Source organism: Candidatus Rokuibacteriota bacterium, assembly GCA_016188005.1.
Classification (GTDB): Bacteria; Methylomirabilota; Methylomirabilia; order Rokubacteriales; family CSP1-6; genus UBA12499.
In genome coordinates, this window is sequence record JACPIQ010000061.1 from 1 (window position 1) to 18,918 (window position 18,918).

22 protein-coding genes and 1 tRNA gene are annotated in these 18,918 nt (G+C 70.8%); 3 read left to right on the top strand and 20 right to left on the bottom strand.

All coding sequences use genetic code 11. From position 1 onward, the window contains the following. The coding region (locus tag HYV93_11410) for an acyl-CoA dehydrogenase family protein (protein MBI2526584.1) at positions 1–153 on the bottom strand (153 nt) is incomplete at its 3' end. A gap of 345 nt (positions 154–498) precedes the next feature. Here HYV93_11410 and HYV93_11415 point away from each other — a divergent pair. Then, positions 499–837 carry a hypothetical protein gene (locus HYV93_11415; GenBank protein ID MBI2526585.1) on the top strand — a complete coding sequence of 113 codons (339 nt, stop codon included), beginning with the start codon at positions 499–501 and terminating at the stop codon, positions 835–837. A 2-nt stretch (positions 838–839) separates the two neighbouring features. Here the strand turns inward: HYV93_11415 and HYV93_11420 are convergent, their stop codons facing one another. The 13 genes from HYV93_11420 to HYV93_11480 all read right to left on the bottom strand — a co-directional run bounded on the left by HYV93_11420 (position 840) and on the right by HYV93_11480 (position 11,612). Beyond that, on the bottom strand, positions 840–2,246 hold the full coding sequence (locus tag HYV93_11420; GenBank protein ID MBI2526586.1) for an ISKra4 family transposase: 1,407 nt from the start codon (positions 2,244–2,246) through the stop codon (positions 840–842). Beyond that, the gene (locus HYV93_11425; GenBank protein ID MBI2526587.1) at positions 2,132–2,548 is read right to left on the bottom strand and encodes a hypothetical protein; all 417 of its coding nucleotides are present in this window, start codon (positions 2,546–2,548) and stop codon (positions 2,132–2,134) included. The genes HYV93_11420 and HYV93_11425 overlap by 115 nt, the downstream gene beginning before the upstream one ends. A 144-nt stretch (positions 2,549–2,692) precedes the next feature. Continuing rightward, complete coding sequence (locus tag HYV93_11430; GenBank protein ID MBI2526588.1) at positions 2,693–3,871, bottom strand: tyrosine-type recombinase/integrase; 1,179 nt, start codon at positions 3,869–3,871, stop codon at positions 2,693–2,695. Positions 3,872–3,884: 13 nt separating this feature from the next. Continuing rightward, positions 3,885–4,076 carry a hypothetical protein gene (locus HYV93_11435; GenBank protein MBI2526589.1) on the bottom strand — a complete coding sequence of 64 codons (192 nt, stop codon included), beginning with the start codon at positions 4,074–4,076 and terminating at the stop codon, positions 3,885–3,887. Positions 4,077–4,095: 19 nt separating this feature from the next. Next, positions 4,096–4,344: a hypothetical protein gene (locus HYV93_11440; protein MBI2526590.1), complete on the bottom strand. Its 249-nt coding sequence runs from the start codon at positions 4,342–4,344 to the stop codon at positions 4,096–4,098. 350 nt (positions 4,345–4,694) lie between these two features. Beyond that, on the bottom strand, positions 4,695–5,075 hold the full coding sequence (locus tag HYV93_11445) for a hypothetical protein (GenBank protein ID MBI2526591.1): 381 nt from the start codon (positions 5,073–5,075) through the stop codon (positions 4,695–4,697). 231 nt (positions 5,076–5,306) lie between these two features. Beyond that, positions 5,307–5,690 carry a hypothetical protein gene (locus HYV93_11450; protein ID MBI2526592.1) on the bottom strand — a complete coding sequence of 128 codons (384 nt, stop codon included), beginning with the start codon at positions 5,688–5,690 and terminating at the stop codon, positions 5,307–5,309. A gap of 4 nt (positions 5,691–5,694) precedes the next feature. Then, positions 5,695–6,486: a hypothetical protein gene (locus tag HYV93_11455; GenBank protein MBI2526593.1), complete on the bottom strand. Its 792-nt coding sequence runs from the start codon at positions 6,484–6,486 to the stop codon at positions 5,695–5,697. 12 nt (positions 6,487–6,498) lie between these two features. After that, the gene (locus HYV93_11460; protein MBI2526594.1) at positions 6,499–6,717 is read right to left on the bottom strand and encodes a hypothetical protein; all 219 of its coding nucleotides are present in this window, start codon (positions 6,715–6,717) and stop codon (positions 6,499–6,501) included. Between the two features lie 61 nt (positions 6,718–6,778). Continuing rightward, positions 6,779–8,320 (bottom strand): hypothetical protein, encoded by a 1,542-nt coding sequence (locus HYV93_11465; protein ID MBI2526595.1) that lies wholly within the window; start codon positions 8,318–8,320, stop codon positions 6,779–6,781. Then, complete coding sequence (locus tag HYV93_11470) at positions 8,317–8,679, bottom strand: hypothetical protein (GenBank protein MBI2526596.1); 363 nt, start codon at positions 8,677–8,679, stop codon at positions 8,317–8,319. The genes HYV93_11465 and HYV93_11470 overlap by 4 nt, the downstream gene beginning before the upstream one ends. A gap of 822 nt (positions 8,680–9,501) precedes the next feature. Next, positions 9,502–11,388: a bifunctional DNA primase/polymerase gene (locus HYV93_11475; GenBank protein ID MBI2526597.1), complete on the bottom strand. Its 1,887-nt coding sequence runs from the start codon at positions 11,386–11,388 to the stop codon at positions 9,502–9,504. A 32-nt stretch (positions 11,389–11,420) separates the two neighbouring features. Continuing rightward, positions 11,421–11,612: a MerR family DNA-binding transcriptional regulator gene (locus HYV93_11480; protein MBI2526598.1), complete on the bottom strand. Its 192-nt coding sequence runs from the start codon at positions 11,610–11,612 to the stop codon at positions 11,421–11,423. Positions 11,613–12,810: 1,198 nt separating this feature from the next. On the opposite strand from HYV93_11480, the gene HYV93_11485 reads away from it, so the two are divergent. Both HYV93_11485 and HYV93_11490 read left to right on the top strand, forming a co-directional pair. Next, positions 12,811–13,134, top strand: coding sequence for a hypothetical protein (locus HYV93_11485; GenBank protein MBI2526599.1), 324 nt, complete (start codon positions 12,811–12,813; stop codon positions 13,132–13,134). 13 nt (positions 13,135–13,147) lie between these two features. After that, complete coding sequence (locus HYV93_11490; protein MBI2526600.1) at positions 13,148–13,330, top strand: hypothetical protein; 183 nt, start codon at positions 13,148–13,150, stop codon at positions 13,328–13,330. A gap of 486 nt (positions 13,331–13,816) precedes the next feature. On the opposite strand, the gene HYV93_11495 is transcribed toward HYV93_11490, so the two are convergent. The 6 genes from HYV93_11495 to HYV93_11520 all read right to left on the bottom strand — a co-directional run bounded on the left by HYV93_11495 (position 13,817) and on the right by HYV93_11520 (position 18,918). Continuing rightward, positions 13,817–13,894 (bottom strand) — tRNA-Asp (locus tag HYV93_11495). A gap of 353 nt (positions 13,895–14,247) precedes the next feature. Next, positions 14,248–14,706, bottom strand: coding sequence for a hypothetical protein (locus HYV93_11500; protein MBI2526601.1), 459 nt, complete (start codon positions 14,704–14,706; stop codon positions 14,248–14,250). A 133-nt stretch (positions 14,707–14,839) separates the two neighbouring features. Next, on the bottom strand, positions 14,840–15,295 hold the full coding sequence (locus HYV93_11505; protein ID MBI2526602.1) for a response regulator: 456 nt from the start codon (positions 15,293–15,295) through the stop codon (positions 14,840–14,842). 351 nt (positions 15,296–15,646) lie between these two features. Beyond that, complete coding sequence (locus tag HYV93_11510; GenBank protein MBI2526603.1) at positions 15,647–16,372, bottom strand: OmpA family protein; 726 nt, start codon at positions 16,370–16,372, stop codon at positions 15,647–15,649. Positions 16,373–16,660: 288 nt separating this feature from the next. Beyond that, positions 16,661–16,906 (bottom strand): hypothetical protein, encoded by a 246-nt coding sequence (locus tag HYV93_11515; protein ID MBI2526604.1) that lies wholly within the window; start codon positions 16,904–16,906, stop codon positions 16,661–16,663. A 203-nt stretch (positions 16,907–17,109) separates the two neighbouring features. Further along, positions 17,110–18,918 (bottom strand): PAS domain-containing protein, encoded by a 1,809-nt coding sequence (locus tag HYV93_11520; protein ID MBI2526605.1) that lies wholly within the window; start codon positions 18,916–18,918, stop codon positions 17,110–17,112.

Here is an 18,918-nt window from a genome sequence, read left to right on the forward strand (position 1 = left end):
CAGGAGCCCCAGCTCCGCCATCCTCTGCAAGAAGGCCGGGAGATCATAGTCCGGTCGCTCGCGATCCGCGTACTGCGGTCGCACCTCGCGCTCGCTGAACTGCCGCACCGTCTTGCGAAAGAGCTCCTGCTCGTCAGTGAAACCGAAGTCCATCGCACACCTCCGCGTCTGGCGCTGCGCGGTCCGGCGCCCGCGCGCGTCTGACCGACCCCGCCGTGATGGTGCCTTGGCAACGGGGGCATCGTCAAGGGCAGCGGGAGCGGGGCCGGCGGCGGGCGACCGGGAGCGCGCGGGTGGGGCCCGCGGGAGTCAGTCGGGGAGGCCGGTGAGGACGTAGCCGGCCCAGGCGAAGGGATGCGGGTGCTGCGCCAGCGTGGCCAGGCCGGCCTCGCGGAGAGCGCGGGCGGGCCCGCGCCGCTGGAGCTCGGGCAGGTTCCACCATCGGGGTCCCGCTCTTGACTACGCAATACACGCCACGATGCGGGAAGCAACCTGGCCATGGCTGGGGTACCCCTTCGGACCATCGGGGAGATCCTGGGACATCGCGACATGCGGATGACCACCCGGTACGCGCACCTGAGTCCGCAGCACCTCCGGGAGGCCATGCACACCCTTGACGCACCGCCAGCACCTAGAGCCGAACCAGAGCAGCAGGGCGACGAGGCAGCACCAGGACGCAAGGGAGCCCGATCAACGGGCACTATCTGGGCACCGAGCACCTCGGCCAGAAAGAACGAAACGCGGGGCGATCCTCAACCCCGCGTTTCATTATGGCTTTCATGGCGGGCTCGACGGGAATTGAACCCGCGGGGGGCGCACGACAGATTTGTGAGATGAGCTCATCGGGCGCCGGCCGGCGCCGCTGCCCGGCGCTCCCAGAAGTCCTCGAAGCGGCCGCTGAGCTTGCAGCAGCGCAGGGCGATGATCGCGTCGGCCCCGGCCACCGTCCAGTGCATGCCGGCCCGTTTGAGGCGCGTGCCGATGGCGACCTTACAGCCAGCCTCGACGACGCCGGAGGAGGTGCACAGGCCCTGGGCGCGGAAGTCCGGGTAGCGCATGCGGTGACGGTTGCGCGTGAGGTAATCCAGGCCCTTGCGCGCCTCGTCGTTGGCCTGGGCGTGGAGGCCCAAGGCGGCCAGGACGGCGTCGATCTGGCCCTCGTCCAGTTCATCGTGCCGCTGCGTGGCCCACTGCGCGCCGAGGGCGCTCTTCGCCCCGTAGATGTCCTTGGCCACGTCCGAGAGGTAGTGCTTGACGTGGAAGAGGTCGACGATCTGGAGCGCCCCGGGGAACTGCTCGTCGGCCAGGTTCCAGATCCAGAGGGCCCCGTCGCCCAGGACGGCCCGGCGCGCGGCGGCGTCGAAGCCGCGGCGCCTGGCTTCGCGGGCCGTCCGCTGTGCAAATTCCGACACCTCCTCATCGGTGTCGCGGCTGGCCGCGCTCTCGATGGCCGCCGAGTAGGTGACCGAGCCCGCGTCGCGCACGGGGGTGCCGTCGTCGTCGCGGGCCTCGGCGGTCCAGACGGTGACGAGCTTGACCTCACGCGTCTTGGCCGAGCCGTCGGGCTGCTTGCCCTCCCGCCCCTGCAGTTCCGAGGCGCGCATCGGCACGCCCGTGCCGTCCAGGCCCAGGGACATCGTGGGCGCGGGCGGCGGCGAGGGCTCGCCCCCGGTCCGCTCGTCCTGCGCGATCTCGCGGCCGAGCGCTTCGGCGGTGCGCTCGACCTGCTTGGCGTCCACCGGCACGCCCCCCAGCTCGCGCATCAGCTCGCTCGACTCCGCGAAGCTGACCATCGCCGCCGCCAGCCCCACCATGCGGGTGACGGCCGGCGAGAGCGAGGCGTCCTGCAACCCCAGGGCGCGGTCGCGGGGGCAGAAGCCGCTCTCGCAGGCGTCGCAGTAGTAGTACGCGCGCCCCAGCATGAGGTCGCCCAGGGCCGTCGTGAAGGTTTTCGGCCGGCGGCCGGCGTAGCGCGCCGCCGTGCCGCAGTCGCACGGGAAGGTAGGGCCGCGGTGGTCGGACCCGTCCGCGTTCAGGCGCTGCTCGACGGCGCGCGCCGCCACGGTGAGCGCGCGCCGGCGCGCGGCCGTCTCGATGGCCTCAAAGTCCAGCCCGTCGACGGCGCCCGGACCTACGAGCGCTTCGATCTCGGCGACGACTGCCGCGTCGAAGGCTTCTTTGAGCCCCCCTTTTTGGCGGCCTCGGAGGAGGTCGCCCCGGGGGCCGCCAACGCGGCGTCGGCCCACGGCTCGCAGGCCTCCCAATAGGCCTCGACGTGGCGCCGGAACTGCTGGCCGGCGGCGATCTGCTGCCGGACCACGGGGGCCTGGGCCGCGGAGACGAAGCGCGACTGCGTCCGGCCCCGGATGGTCCGGGTCACGCTGTAGTACGGGCCATGGCGGGCCTCGGGGCGATCGGCACAGGCACAGCCGGGCTTGCTGCACTTCACGTAGCGCTCCGAGAGCGAGCCGCGGCGCATCGGGGTGGGGGTTGCGAGCCGGGTGGCCAGCGTCCGCACACGGACCGGGACCTCGGGGGTATCCGCCATGCACCACCTCCTTACGGCCGTCAGGGCCGTAAGATCATGCTACCACACCCTCGTGGCTTCCCCTTCCTCATTCTGGTGTCGTGCACCCACCCGCGACCTCTGGATTGACAGTCAGAAAATCCCGCGCGCCAAGTCCGCGTTTTCTTAGCGCCTGATGGCGCGGACTTTGCCACTTCTCCCCGTGTCTTTGCCCTGCTGGAGCACCGCCGCGGCGGCCAGCTTGGCGCCGGCCCCGCGGAGCATCCCTTCGTCGACGATTGCGTACCGTCGGAACACCGAGGCCGTCAGGTGGCCCGTCAGCGCCATGGCTGTCGTCTCCGGGATGCCCGCGCGGATCAGGTTGCGGACCGCGCTCCGGCGGAAGTCGTGAAAGATGCGCGTCGGCACCTTCCGCGTCGTGGGCGGCTCGCCGTCCCGGGCCTCACCCACCGGCTCGACGCGGAAGAGCCCCGCGGCGATGCAGGCCGTCGCCCAGGCCTTCTTGAAATCGCCCACCGGGCCACCGCCGACGCCCGCGAAGACCCACGGCACGACGCGCGCAGTCTTCGTCTGGATGCTCTCGACGCGAGCGCGCTGCGCCTCCAGCACCGCGCGAAGCTCCGGGGTGAGGGGGAACATGCGGCCCTCGGCGTTCTTGGTTTCTTGCGGTTCGAGCCGGAGCCAGCCGCCCGCGAAGTCGACATGACCCCACTGCCGTGAGCGAAGCTCCGCCTTGCGCCAGCCCGTGAGGTAGGCCGCGCGCGCCAGCCCGGCCAACTCGGGGCGCAGGTGCTGGCAGACGGCCGTGAAGTCGGCGGGCTCAAAGAACCCCTTGCGGACGTTCCGCTCCTCAAGCTTCGCGACGTGGAACGGTGCCGCCAAGCCGTGCTGCGCCTTGGCGAGCGAGGCCATGCGTTGCAGCGCGGCCAATTCTCGATTGATCGTTGCCGGTGCCGCCTGCTCGGCGAGGCGGGCGGCCTTGTACCGCTCGACGTCGGCCGTGGTGAGCCGGCTCATGCGCGTGGTCGCCCCGAAGTGGGCCAGGAGCCGCAGGAGGCGAAATTCAACCGTCGCGGCCGACTTGCGCCTGTTCGCCGTGTAGTCGTTGCGGAGCATCGTCGCCGCGTCCGTGAGGGTCAGCCGGTCCCCCGTGGGGCTCACCGGAATATTGAGCGCCACCTTGCCCTCGCGCTCCCGGAGGAACGCGCGGGCCTTGCGCTCGTCCTCGGTATCGGTCGACTGGCGGACCGTCTTGCCGTGCTGGCGGAAGCGGATCCACCAGACGGCCGACTCGCGGACCTGGCCGTTCCGGTCGCGGTATTTCGGTCGAAAGATCGCGCCCATGTTTCCCCTCCCTCTATCGCGCCGATGCGCGCAGGTCGCGTGTGATCTCTGGCATCAGCGTTTCCAGATACGCGCCGACCGTGAGGCCTCGGGTCATCGCCGCGGCTCGGATCGCGCGCGCGACGGAGACCTTGATCCCGCGGACGTTGAGGGTCGTGCGCGCGTCGTCGGGCTGTGGCTTCGTGCGCTTTGCGGGCGTCGCCATGTCTGTATCCTCCTTGCCATTAGGATACTACGGACACAGAGGGTGTCAAGGACTTCTTCTGTCTCGGGCTGAGACGAAGTTCCTTGGCTCCACCCCGCGCGCCCTGGGCCCGCTCCAGCCCCGCCAACAACTCCCCCGCCCGCCGCTCGGCGCCGATCTTGATGGCCACCAGGGGCTTCACTTCCGCCCGCCCCACATGCCAGATCATGAACACCACCACCGCCACGGAGGCCGTCCCGAAGATGTCCGCCGAGCTCCAGGGGGTCATGGCCTACCAGAGGCGTGCGCACGCCGTCTGGTGAAGCTGTAGGCGGGGTTTCCGGCACAGACAAGGGGTGAACCCTACCCGCGCCCTGGGGCGCCAGGAACGGCCGTGAAGGGATAGAGAAACCAGGGGCCGCCCGGCATGGCCCCTACTCCCCCTCGGGCCGACAGGTCGAGTGCATCCGGTCGCCGGCATGCGTCGCCAGGCGGGGCTTGTCACACTTGAGGCATGGTTTCCACTTCGGCCACCCTTGTCGCGGAATCGTCGGGCGACGGGACGGCGTGGGGCGAGACTTCAGGGGAGAGACAGGGGGCAGCATCTAGGCCTCGCGGGGCGTGAAGCGCGCGAAGGTCTCACGGGGCCGGGGCGAGGGATTGGGCACGCCCCCCCCCGCCAGACGGGGATTCCGCGTGCGAATCGCCGCTGTTCATGCGAGTCCGCGCCGCCTCCAGGATCTTCTCGAACCGGGGGTGGGACAGGGCGGTCAGGTTCTTGGGCTCGGGCCAGAGACGCTCCCCGATGTCGCCCAGGGCCGTGGTGAAGTCCGAGATTCCGTGCTGGGCCATGAGGTACGCCACGCGGGCATTCCACTCGGCCATCGTGTTCTCCTTCTCTCGCTCGTCTCGGGGGGAGGACCCCGTGAGCCGCACCCGCGCCCCCAGCGCCGCCCGGACATGGCGCGCGAACGTCCCGCGCTCGCCGGTCATGCTCGTGACGGGCCGGGATGCCTTCATAAACGACGCGCCGAGGACGCCGTGGCCTTCAGGCCGGTGGAGGATGTCAAGGCTCCTCCGCGGCGCCAGGCGCGCGGCGACAATTGCACGTCGATTTTCGCTTGGAGCGTTCGCGCCCGCGAACCTGCGCCCGCCCGGTCGGCCTCGAAGCCGCAGTTTGCGCAGATCCAAAGTGCCGGCTCGGCGCGGAGGAAGCCGCGGCACTTCGGGCAAGAATTCACAGCGGCCACGTCACCCCGCCTCGAGCGTCGCCACCATGCGCGCACCTTCGACGGAATCGACGGCCGCCCACAACGCCGCAAAGACAGCATCGGCGCTGGCGGTAGGGCGAGCGTCCGCCGCTTGCCTCCAGAGAACGACGAGATACGGCCACCGCGCGTCGGCCGCCTTGAGGTATCGGGTCAGGTCCGGACAGGCGGGGACGCCCGGCGCCGGCGCACAGGTCATGAGCCACGCGCGCAACGCCTCTACCCCGCCGCCGACGCCTTCACGGATCGCCACGAGCAAGATCCCGGCGCGCACGACGCCGACGAGGTCCGCGGCGGGCACGCCATCATCGCGAAGGAATCTCAAGAGGGCGCGCACGGTCGTGGCCAGTTGGTCGCGGTCGGGCACGGGCCTACGTGCCCTGGCGCCGTGCGGGTGCCGACGCCTTCGCGGGCGCCCCGGTCGTGCCCCCGCCATCACTCTCATGTGGATCTCTGAGCTGGGGCGCCGTGAGAAGATCGTCGGGCCACTCCAGCGACGGCACCGCGAGCGGCTGGGCGGTCGTGGCCCGAACCTCCGCCGCCAGGGCGATCAACTCGCTTTCGCCGGGCGCCGGCCCGCGCACGCTTTCGGCGCGCCGGCGCAGTTCGCCGAGCTGGAATGTCGCCCGGGCGACATGCTGCTCGCGCAAGACGCGCAAGGCGCCGGCGACGGCCCGCGGGAGGGCCTGCTTCACGAGGTCAGCGACGCGCGCAGCCGGGGCGAGCGTTTCGTCCTGCATGGCGGCCACCGCCACCGCCAACTCCCGGGTCCGCTGCTCCGCCTCGCCGGCCGCCGCGAGGTCCTGGGGCTTCGTGGCCCCGGCCCGCGTTTGCCGGATGCTGGCCCGCGCGGCTTCCAGCATGGCCTCTGCCTCGGTGCCGAGGGCCCGTGCCGCCTCCAGCACCTCGCACAGCTCGCGCTCCGCCGTCACCAGGCGGCGGATCGCCTTGTGCAACTGCACCGACGCGGTCGCGGGCTCGAAGGTCCGCCATTCGGCGCGCCAGCGCTCCGCCTCGTCGGCGGGCTCAGCCGCTACGTCCCGAAACGCCTCGCTTGCCGCCGCCCACGTTCTCGCGAGCCGCTCGCGCGCGGCCTCCACGAGGCGCAGGAGGGCACGAAGGGTGGCCGGGGTCACAGTCTTCTCTACGGTCTCCGTCTCCATCTTCATCTCCTCTCAGCGTCCCACTGCCGTGTTGAGCCGCCGGTGGACCCCGGCGGGAAGGCGAACGTCGACGTGGCCGCCGAGGGCCTCGATGAACCGGCCGTGCACGCCGGGGGGGAGAGTGACCTCCCTCGTTTCGTGCATTTCCTTCGACTGCGGATTCGCGCGAGCGTCCGCGGCGTGCTGCTCGAGCGTGCGTTGCCCCGTCAGCTTCATGTGGATCTCGCTCATGGTGTGCTCCTTTCGGGGCGCATCGCCCCTGCTGGCGCCGCCTCCATGGCGGCGACCGGGTTCATACCCATCGGTGCCACTGATTCACATACGGCCCGTCGGCGGCGTCGTCGTCAACGACATTCCCGACTTCGTATTCCTGCCGCGCGCTCCACGAGGGGAGGTCGAGGCCGGGGAGCGCGCGCCGGATTTGCGCGTACTCCCCCGCGGTCAGCGCCATGTCGGCGGGTGCCGCGCCCGCCGCGCTGCTCGCGGTCGTGAGAGCCACCGCCGCGGCCACGGCGAGGTCGTCGTGCGCTCCGGGGCGGTGGTCAATCCGATCCCGCCCGCTCGTGCCGCGGCGGCGCTCGAGGCCTCGCAGCTCGCGCAGGAGGCCGGGGTGGTCCAGGAGCACGGCGCCGCCGGCGTTGACCAGCGCGAGCAGGTCCAGGTAGACGACACTCTTGTCCCGAGATGCGATGTACTCGATGCCGTGCGCCCGGAACTGCTCAGCCACGAACTCGCCGGCGTAACGGTCACCAAACACGGCCCCGCACCCATAGGTTGCTAGGATGTCGCTGCACTCTGCGATCACCCTCGAAGGATTGAAGGGCGGCGCCCACGCCCGGGCCAGGTCCAGCACCGCCCGCTGGCCGTCATGGTGCCCGATGCTGAGGCCGAAGCGGTCCCGCCGGCCACCGGAGGGGTCGCAGCCCGCGACGTAGAGGGTGCCGGGCGCCGGCGGGCGCTCGCGGATACCGTCGGGCACGAGCCCGTCGAACACGTCCGGGTCGAACAGCGCCGCGAGGCCGGCGCGGAACTCGCCGAGCACTTCGCTCCGGTACGCTTCGGGATCGTCCTGCATCCGCTCCAGGTAGTTGGCGGGAATGAGCGGGTTCATCTCGGGCGCGCTCGCCTGCCAGACGAGCACCAGAGAGTCGTCCCGGCCGTAGTGCTGGTGATAGAGGTCCCACAACGCCCCGCTTTGCCCGTAGGGGCTCGACAAGACGATCAGGCGCCCGCCCGTGGTCGCAAGACAGGGCCGGAGCGCGCGCAACATTTCCACGTCGGTTGCCCGGCCCTCGCTCGTGATGAAGTGCGCCAGCTCGTCCACCGTGCCGACGCACCCCCGCACGCCGCGGATGGCGGCGGGCCGGCAGGGGTACGCCGCCAGCACCACTCCGTTGTCGAGCCGGAGGGTGTCCGCGGTCTGCGCCACAACCGCCTTGGCAAGCGTCGGCAACATCTCGAAGGGGGCGCGCGCGTAGCGCAAGAGCGTGCGGATGGCGCCCAGGTGATCCTGGCCGATCAAGAGCGCGTATATTTCCGTCCCGTCGTGCTGAGCGGTGGCGACGACGGCCTCGAAGTCGGCGATGAGGGCCGCCACCCGACTTTTGCCCGACTGCCGGCCGACCACCACGACCCCCTCGGGGTATCCCCCCGGCGGGGGCGCATAGCGGGAGCGCCCCGTGTGGTGGCGGAAGATGCCCTCCTCCTCCAGGTCCATCGGAAGCCCGTAGACGGCTTTAAGGAAGACGATCCACCGGCGCCATGTCGTCAAGTCGCGGAACGCCGGCAGGCCGCCGAACACGGCAGGATCGGCGAGCGCCTCGATGATCGTCACGCCGCGCCCCCGCGGAGCCGCGCCAGGGCGGGATCAACGGCTGAGCGGCGCCCCCGGGCGGCCAGGGCCCGGAGCGTAGCGAGGGCCTGGGCTGCGCTGGCATCGTCGAGAGCCGCCCGGCGGGCCGCCCGCTCGACCTGTCGCGGCGACGGGCGCCGGCCCCGGCCCGCTCGGCGTTGCTCCACCAGCTCGGCCCACACCCGCGCGGCCTCGCCGGCCCTGAGGCTGAGCAGAGCGACGCGGGCGGCCTCCCGCCGGAGCAGCGCGTCGCCGTCGATCCCGAGCCCGGCCAGGAGCGCGAGGTACCCGTGTCGATAGCCTCTCGCCAGGGGGCCGCGGTGGTCCCGGAAGACCCGCACCAACCCGCTCCTCAATGGCCGGCTCACGATCTGCCCCCAACCGCGACGGTATCCGCCCTGCATGCGCTCCCGACCGCGCCCGGATCGCACGCCGAAGGCGCCCCGATCCCCGCCCTCAGACGCTTCGCGCGCGCCTTCTGGACGCCTTCCGCGCCCCGCTCGCCAGCACTCGCGTGGGCGCCCCTGTGCGTCACGAGGAGCACGTCCAAGTCGTCTCGGAGCACGAGGATAGCTCTCATGCCCGGTACTCGGACCACAGGCAACGCGCCGGCCACGATCAGGCGCCAGAGACCGCGGACTGGCACGCCCGAGTAGCTCGACGCGACTCGGAGCGGGAGCCCGCGCCCCCACCCGTGCTGAGACGGCAAAGACGTAGCAAAGACGCGCGATTCAGCCGCGTCTTCCGCGGCTCCGAGGGCCGCGCCCTGGATTCCAACTCCACCAGGCGGCGGTGCTGAGAGCGTGCGGCGACGGCCCGCACGGCGCCGCAGACGGCGGCTCGCAGCGGCCAGCCGCGGCTCGGCGGCGGTGCCGTTGCCTGGCGCGACGATCGGGCTCGCGGGGACGCTCACGCCGAGGACTCCTCGGTGGAACGTGAGAGGTTGAGTCGGGGGTCCCCGAGGCGGTGGGCGGGGGCGGCTGGCGCGGCGACGCCGATCGCCGCAGCAATGATCGCCGCACTATATATACCGTGTGCGGTAGTGCGGTGAAAACCACGGGAGGGGCGCCCTTTTCCGTTGGGGGCGTCCTCCCTCTTCGGGCTCGGAAGGCTTCGCCGCAGATGGTGTGCTGCGGCGGTAATTCGGTGATTGGCGCGGAGTTTCATCCGTTCGCCTCGTCCATCGACGCACACGGTGCTTGCGGCGAAACCGGCAAGGCCGAGTAGCGAGCGGTCTTGCCCTTGCCGGCTTGGGACGCCTGACCGGCCTTCAGGAGGGCCGAAACGTGCCGGAGCACGCTATCTGCTGAGAGGGTTATATCCTTGGCCTTCAGGAGGGCGACGATCTCGCCGGTGGCGAGCGCGGCCCCGGCGTCCCGCAGGATGGCGAGCACGGCGTCGCGGTTCCTGGCGCCGGTGGCCCGACGGGCATCGGCGAGGTCCTCGACGGAGCCAGCGAAACTGAACTTTTCCTCGCCGCTGCCCGGCGGGGTCACGGCGAGAAAGAACCGCCGAGTTTCCATGTCTTTGCCCTCGACGAACACCTCAATCCGGCGCCCAGCTTCGACGACATCGAGCATCACGACATGCTCGGCGGCCTGCCACTTCTGCGGGGGGCCGAAGATATCGGCCGAGGAGAGCGGCTGCCCGTCCGGTCGGTTCTTGCGGGAATGGTCGACGACGATCACCAGGCCGTCGATGTCCTCACAGAGCTGCACGACGACTGCGACGAGCCGGGCCTGGTCGTGCGCGCCAAGGGGATCAGCGGACGGGGAGAGAGCGGTCCACGTATCGAGCACCACCATGGTGATCCCGAGGGACCGGCAGGTGTTCCGGAGCCAGGTGATATGCTCCGGGTTCGCCAGGTCGAGATGGGGGCGGATCACGAACACGATGGCCCCGGGCTCGGGGCGCTCCGTCCAGGCACTCAGGATGTCGGCCCGGCGACCGTCAAGCCGTGCGCCGCCGTCCTCGCGCGAGACATAGAGGATCTTCGGGAAGGTCCGGACGAGGAACTTCTTGGCGACGGCGGAGCGCCGGCACGCGATCGCCAGGCAGACGTAAAGGGCGAGGAGACTCTTGAATCGCTTGGGCAAGCCGCCCCACCACACAATCCCCTTGGCGGGCAGCAGGCTTTCGATCAGCTCGGCGATCGCGGGGAACTCCCACGGATCAGCGCCATCGTGAAGCGACCAAGCCGGAGCGCCCACGGCCGGATCGCCTGAGTCCTCAGCGGACGCGGAGCGCTGCGCGTCCTTCACGGCGAGGTCGCGGACGATCTGCCGCGCCTCGGCGGCCGGGAACGGCGGCGAGCAGCGAGCCGCGAAGCCGAGGAGGATTTGTTCAACCTCGGGCGCTGTGATGCCGAGTCCGAGGAAGTGCCCAGCGATGCGCGCGGCGACGGCGTGGCGCTGACCGTCCGGGGCGCCGGCCAGGAGATCCGCCCAGTCGGTCGCCTCGCCAGGCTCTCCATCACCATTCGAGGAGCTGGCCGGCGCGAAGGCGAGCGCCAAGAGCCAGGTGGGCATCGACGCGAGCGTCGTCTCGAACAGCGGCGCGTCGGGATCGTCGCGGTACGTGGCGCCGCTCACATGCGCCGAGGGCGGCAGGAGCACATACGCGCCCGCGGCCCGCACGTCCACGCCGGGGCCGATCTTGCCGACACTATTTCGGAGCCCGGAGACCGGCGCGAAGAACAAATGTCTGCCACCACCGCCGCTCAGGACTCGCGGCGTGACGGGGAGCGCCCCGCACTGCTGCTCGAGCTCGGCGAGCGTGAGGTCGCCGCCGTGGCGCGGGTCGACGTCGAGCACTGTGCACCAGGTCGTCGGTGTCGCGATGCCGGCGCTCAGGTGGCGCGTCCACCAGCGGCGGATGATCGCCGCGACCGTCGTCGCATCGTGGAGTCCGTGCGGCACCACGGCGCCGATGGGGTGCTTCGCCGGGCGCGTGCAATCCGCCTCCCCGCAGCCGCAGCGCCCGCCGATCGGCCACCAGACAGGAAAGACGGGCACGCCGCGGCCGGCGTACTCGAGCGCCGCGGCAAGCATCGTCGCCTGGGCGCCGCCTTGCCGTGGGACGCTCACCTCCCCGCCCCCTCGTGCCCCCGCGCTCTCGCGGCCGAGCGCGCGGCCGCGAGCCGCTCCACGTCTTCGAGCAGAAAGATCCGGTAACCGCGCGCCGTCCGGAACGCGTGGAGCAGCCCCGCCCGCTCGAGCTGCCGCACGCGCTCCGCGCTGACCTGCAGGAGCTGTCCCGCCTCGCCGGCTGTCACGGGTCTCATGTCACCCCCGAGGCTAGAGGAACCTTGACATTTGTCAACGATCCATGAAAGAATCGTTAACGCAATGGCCCGCCCTCAGGCGTTAACTCGCGCCGAGTTCCTCGTCCGGTTCCTGGTGACCGACCTCGACCGACTCAGATCCCGACAGCGGACCCGACTGCTCGAGGATCTCGGTAAGTTCTGCCGGAACCCGGCGGAGGCCCTATGGGGGGAAATGGAACCGGCCCCAACGTGGGGCGACGTCCCCGCGCTTCAGCACTCAGTGCGCTGGCTTCTCGAGGGTATTCTCCTGCCGCCCCGCCGCCCTTCGGGGCCGTCTGACCTCGATCTCCTCGCGGCGGGGAAGACTGAAACGCTTGAGCGCGTTGAGGGGGCCGACATCACGATCCGGAATATCGGCGTCATCGGCCAGAGCCGCAGCCGGCACGGCTTCGTCCTGGTGCGGTCAACCCCGCGGGACATCCTCCGGCTCCTCGCCCTGGGGGTTGTAACGCGCGGCGACCGGCTTCCGGCCGTGGCCCGGTGCGGCGATCCCCACTGCCCACGGAAGTGGTTCGTCGGGCGCGGTAAGAAACGCTTCTGCGATGACAGGTGCCGGGTCCGCGTTTTCGTCCGAAGAAAGCGTGCGGCTCAGGCCAAACGGAATGGCGGGCGGGCAGGGGGACACCGACGCCGGGAGCGACCCGGCGCCTAGCCCGCGAGCGGTGATCCGGCCTCAGCACCTTCGGGATTCATCCTCAACCTGCCGCGGCCTCGCAACGGCACTGCGTCCGGCGACACGACGAAAACCTGTGGCGTCTCGACATAGGCGAGGACATCGGTGGCAGCCACATCCTGCCACCCCACGCCCGGCTCGTGGCAGCGACCACCCCGACTGTGCCCGCGCTCGCGCCCGCGGCCACCCGTCCCCGGACGTCGCCAGCTCCGCGCCGGTCACGGAAAGGGCGAAAGGCCCCCGGTAATCTGTGCGGACCCGCGGCGGCGAGGGCCGCCGCCAGGCCACACGATGGAGCCCCGCGGCCCCTCTTGCGCACGATCCCCGGTGCGCGCATAGTTCCACCACCCTGCGGCGGAGCGGCCGGCCCCCGACATCTTGTGGGCGACGGGCCGGCGGGCACAAGGCGGCCAGGCCATCTCAGAACGGGGCGCGGCCCGGGCTCGGGGTGTAGGCTGGGAGCGGAGGCCAGATGTGCTGACGATCGTGAAGGTCGAGGTCAAAGGCAACACGGAGTGGCGGTGCTTCCGCGCCCGGGGCGGGAGTTGGGTGGCGGTCTGCGATCCGCTCGGGCTCACGATCCAGGGTGAGACCTGGGCCGCCATGACAGAGAGCATCGCCGAGACGCTCAACGCCATGCTCACCGATCTGATCGCCTCGAAGGAGCTGGAGCGCTTCCTCCGCGATCGGGGATGGCAGATCACGGGTCCGCTTCCTTCGCCGCCCGCCGACTTGTGGTTCGACGTGCCGTTCACCACCAGGACAGCGGACCGTGATTCCGAGGCAGCACTTCGTTAATAAGCTCCGCGAGTTGAATTACACCTACAAGACCAAGCAGAAGCGCACGGAGCTCTGGCGCAAGCGCGGCGGGACCCATTACATCTCGATGCCGTTGAGTGACCTCCTTGAGGAGGAGTGGGTCACCTCGACGCTCCGTCAGGCGGGCCAGACCCAGGACGACATCCGGTCCTTCATCGCCGCGGCGAGAGCGTAGCGCCGGGCCCGCCCCGAAGAAGTGCCCCGCCCTCCCCGCCCTCCCACCTGGCGCCATTGGCTCGGCTGGGGGTGAGCGTGACGTTAGCCGCTGGGTTCCTAGCGCTGGCCGCGAGGGCCGTAGCGCGCTACGCGCCCCACCGCCAGCGATCCACGAGCCGCCGCACGTCCCAGGCCGGCGCCGCGACCCTCGCGGTCCCGGCGACCTTGAAGCCGAGCCCCGTCAACCCTGGGCGTGGCCGGTTGGGACCACCACCGACGTTGACAGCCTCCAGGGTCGGGACGCCGAGCCGCCGGTAGGTTCCCGTTGCCGTGAACGTGTAGCCCCGCGCGGTGACTTTGCTACGTCTTTCCCACTTCTGCCGGCACAAACGGGCACTCTCGGGCACGGTCGGGCACGGAGAAAGCGACGGCGGACGGCCCGGAGCGTGTCCCGTGAACAGTCCGCCGTTGCGAGCGAAACGCCTTGTCTGGCGCCGTATTGTCATGGCGGGCTCGACGGGAATTGAACCCGCGACCTCTGGATTGACAGTCCAGTGTGCTAACCAGGCTGCACCACGAGCCCGAGGAGTGCTCGCCCTTTATACCACGCCGCCCCCGGAGTGTCCACGAGGCCGACACTCGGCGTTTCCCTGGCGAGGCCTTCGACGCGCCGACGGTCGTGGGTCGCGCGCCCAGATCCTCCTCAGGTAGGCGAGGATTCCGCGTGCCTGTGCCTCGGGCATGACGCCGAGAAAGAAGTCGCGGGCCCGCGCGAAGGCCTCGTCCTCGCGTTCGCCTCCGCCGAGAGTCTGGCAGAGGTCCATGAGCCTGACGAGGTGCTCGTGCCTGGCCCGACGCACGGCGACGTGGCCGCAACGCTCCTTCCGGCGCGCGCCTCGGCCCGGGCGCGGACGGCTGACGCTGGCCGCGACTCGCCTAGCCGGTGTAGCCTCGCCCGCGAAGGCAAGCGCGGTAGGCCTCCGCGTAGCGGGCGTCGTTCTGCTTGGTCGCGTTCAGCCCGTAGAGCGTGCCCGCCGTGCCCCCGACGATTCCTCCGATCGCGGCTCCCTTGCCTGCGCCCTTGCCGCCCTGGGCGACCGCTCCCCCTGCGGCGCCCACGCCGGCTCCCACCACCGCGCCGATGGCCGCGTCCTTGACCACCTCAACCGTCCGGTCGCCCCGGGACCTTGCGTACTGGTTGCACGCCTCCACGTCCGCCGCGGTAGGGACCGCGGCCACGTGGCGCGCCGTCCCGGTGCGCGGGGTCGACGGGGCGCCCGGTTCATCGGAGGGTCCCCAGCTCGCCACCACGAGCCCCGTCACGAGCGCCGTGCTCGCCACCAGCGCCAAGCCGAGCGCCGTGAGCTTCCACGGGTTCCACTTCTCGTCCGTCATTTCCGGATCCTCCTCGATGGTCGTGGTCGCATCGCTTCGCTACTTCCCTCGGGTTTGCCCCCATGGTTCGAGCCGCCTCCGCGCCAGCGGGCATGATCGTCGGGGGCCTGCCGCGGCCCCCGCGCCGGCCTCGTCACGCGCGGCTGTCGCCGCGTTCCTCCTCCCCCCCGAGCGCGAGCCGCCCGAGGGTGGCCTTGAGACGCTCCGGGTCGATCGGCTTCTCGATGAAGTCGCACCTGGGAATGCCGCGGGCGCGCGCCCCCACATGGGCCCCGCCCTCGGCGCTCACGAGAACGAGCGCGATGTCTGGCACGAAGGCGCGGCAGATGCGGGCGACGTCCCACCCGTCGATCGTGAGGCCGTGAAACCGCGGGAGGTCGAGGTCGATGATCGCTCCCCCGAAGTGCGCATCCTTGACCTTGCGGATGGCCTGGATGCCGTCGGCGGCGATCTCGACGCTGAAGCCGCTCCGCGCGAGCAGGTCCCGCAGTCCTTCACGGCTATGGAGATCGTCCTCCACGATGAGGAGCGCCCCCCGCGCCGCGCCACTTCGCCTCGCCTGCTCCGCGGCTTGGAGGTTCTCCCTCACCTGCTTTTCGCGCTCCGTCGTCTCCTTCGGTTTCGAGCCCGGCTGCATATCGTCCGTACCACCCATCCCCTTAGAGCAGATGCGGTGCCAGGGTCGACCGGAGCGGGTGCGACGTCCAGAAGGACTGGATTTATCTGGACTTGCGCGGCCGGCGGCGCCGGCGCGAGCGTGCACCCGGCCGCCAGGTCCCGCGGCCGCGCGTAAGCATTACACAGCGCTGAGGTAGCGGTTACACGCACGATGAGGCAGGCGAATCGCATGAAGGTGGTCCGCGGAAGCGGCCGGGGGGCACGACGCCGGCATCCGTCCCCCTGTCCGGGGAGCGCGGGCTGCCGGCGCCGCGGCGGGGCCCTAGGCCTGGGGCGCCAGGATCCTGATGTCGAGGCGGCGGTTCTTTGCCCGTCCCTCCTGGGTATCGTTGTTGGCCACCGGGACGGCTTTGCCGAGGCCGAGCGCGTGGATGCGCCTGAGCTCGATGCCGTGCTTGTGGACGAGATGGCGGACCACCGCATCGGCCCGCTCCCGGCTCAGCCTCAGGTTGAGCCGGTCGTTGCCCACCGAGTCGGTGTGCCCCTGGAGCTCGACCACGGCGTTCGGGTCCTCCTTGAGTATCTTCACCACCTCGCCGAGCTCGTTGATGGCCTCGTCACGGAGTTCGGCCTTGCCGAAGGCGAAGTAGAGCGTCCGTGTCTCGACTGGGGCATAGCGGTTGCGGTTGGCCAGGCGCTGCGTCAGCCGGCCGTCCACGTCGCGGGCGCTCGCTGCCGCCTCGTCCGCGCCCTTCCGGGCCTCCCGCGCCACTGTCGTGGCCTCCGATGCCAGCGCGCCGGCTTCCATCACCTTGCCATCGAGTCCCTGGAGCCGCTGGCCGTGCACGTCGATGGACTGGCGAGCCTCCTCCACGCGAGTCTTGGTGTCGCGCAGCGTGGCATCCTGCTCGTCCACCCGCTGGCTGACCTGGCCCAGCCGCGCCTCGGCCTGGCCGACCTGCGTCCCGACAAAGCCCTTGGTCGCGCACGCCGTGGCCGAGAGAGCCACACCTGCACAGAGCATCAGAGAAACCACCTTGCCCGTCATCGCACTCCCTCCTTGGCATCTGGCTGGCCGTTGGACCTTCATGCGCTGCCCCGGATATCCCCGCGGCGCCTGAGCGCCTCTGGCGAGGGTGGCAGGAGCTGTGCCAGCTCTGCGGTGACGCCCTGTCCCCCGCCTGGTGTTGCGGAAGTACTTCTGGCGTCTATCTTTCCCGGGTGAGCGCCGACGGTGGATCCGGGGGAACCCCCCCGGCGTCGGGCGACAGTCTCGTAACGCTTACACGATCGGGATGTAAGGCTTACCGGAACGATCGGCCGAAGGACTCTCCGATCAGCGGGCCGATCGCGAAAGGTCTTTGGCCAAAGCCTGGGCCTTGTCGGCCAAGGTGAAGGCGCGCTGCACGTCCCGGGCCGCCATGGCTTCCCTCGCCTTGGCCAGGAAGTCTTGGATCGTGTCGAGGGTTTCCCGCTGGCCCTGGCCGAGCTTCGCTTGATCGAGCTGGCTGACGGCCTTCTCGGTGGCCTCGATGCGGCTCCTCGCTTCCCGGCTCAGTCGGATCTCCTCCTCTCCGCTCACGTGCGGGGCGAGGACCGGAGGCGCCTCCTTCCGCTGGGGGGCGGCACGGGGTGGGGCGGGCGGCGCGACAGGCGGGGGGGTGGGCGGGGGGGTGGCCGGCGGCGGAGCAGGGGCCGGCGGCGACGGGGAGGCGCCTCGCACCGAGGTGCACCCGGCCACGGCAAGAGCCAGGGCAAGAATGATCCAGCCCGGGAACACCCGGCTCATCGCAGCGGGAAGCGGCAGGTCACGATGGTCCGCCGCCCCACCTCCGAGGCGACATCGATGGTGCCGTCGTGCATCTGCACGATGCGGTAGACGATGGACAGGCCGATGCCGCTGCCGCCAGGCTTGGTCGTGTAGTAGAGGGAAAAGATCCGGTCAAGGTCCTCAGGGCGGATACCCACCCCCTCGTCGGCGATGGTGACCGTGACGTGATCGCGCCGCCGCCACGAGGTGGCGATGCTCACGGTTCCGCCCTGGGGCATCGCCTGGCAGGCGTTGACCAGGATATTGAGGAACGCCTGGCGCAGGAGATCCTCGTCGGCCGAGAGGGGCGGACAGGTCGGGTCCAGCCCGAGGTCGAAGCGCACGCCGGCCGGCTGCCACTCCGGCTCCAGCAGCGCCACGGCGGACTGGAGCAGGGCATTGACGTCCACGGCCTTGAGCGACAGCTCCTGAGGGCGAATGAACTTGAGGAAGCCCTGCACCACCAGGTCCAGCCGGCGGATCTCGCTGCCGATCACATCCAGGCTCTGCTTGACGTCGGGCGCCGAGGCGTCGAGCCGGGCCCGCGCCAGCTCCAGGTGGATCATCATGGCGTTCAGCGGGTTCTTGACCTCGTGCGCGACGCCCGAGGTCAGGCGGCCGAGGGCGGCGAGCTTGGCGGAGTAGGAGATGAGCGACTGGAGCGTCTTGATGGACTCGAGATCGCGCAGCAGCACCATGGCGCCCATGGCCTTCTGCACGTCCGCCACGAAGAACACGGACACCAGCAGCTCCCGGGGCGCCTCGTCCACGGCCAGCGTGATGGTAGCGTTGCGGACATCCTCGCGGTCGGCGAAGGCCCGCTCCAGCACCGCGCGGAGGGCGTGCCCCGGAGGGAGCAACTCCTCGGGCCGCGCGCCCCTGGCCTCCGCCAGCGGACGCCCCACCACGGCCTCGGTGGCCTTGTTGTAGAAGAGCACGCGCCGGTCCGGCGTGAAGAAGATGATGCCGTCCTCGAGGATCTCCACGACGTGCTGCAGGTGGGCCTTCTCCGACAGGCTCTTCACGCGGTCGGAGCGGAGCTGCTCGCTGAGGAGCTGGAGCTGGGCGGAGAGCTCTCCCAGCTCGTCCGTGCGCCCCCCCCCGCCCGCGGCGGGTGCCTCCAGCTCGCCCCGGCGGAGCCGGTCCACGTCCCGCGCGAGCTGGCCGACGGGTCTGAGAACGAGGTTGACGAGGAAGAGCGCCAGCAGCCAGGCCACGGGCAGCGCGAGCCCGGCCAGGGCCAGCGTCTGGGTGACGGCCGCGGAGAGTTCCCGGCCCAGGAGGGTCGTGGAGACGCCGATCCGGATCGCGCCGAAGGGCGCGCCGTTAAGCGTCACGGGCAGCACCGCCTCGTAGGTCTGCCCTCGGGCGTAGAGCAGGTAGACGCGGCGCAGCGGGTCCAGCGTGAGCAGCGTTCTGAGGTCCGGTCGGGAGACGGCGGCGCCTCCCTCCTTCTGGCGCTCGCTGTGGACGATGATCGCCCCGTCCTGGTCGGCGATCAGCGCGTAGAGCAGGTGCGGCGAGTAGCCGACGCTGGCCTCCACGAGGCTCCGGAGATCACGGTCCCGCCGTAGCACCTCGCGCGGTCCCCCGCCCCGCCGCGCCGCCAGGGCCCGGCCGCTCTGGGCATAGATCTGCTTGGCCACGAGGTCGGCCTGGCGGCGGGACTCCTCCACCACCACGCGAGTCAGCTGCGCCAGATGGACGAACGTGGTCGTGGCGACCACGCCCAGCGCCAGCAGCGTGACGGCGAGGGCTTCCTTGGTCTTGAGGCTCCAGGACAT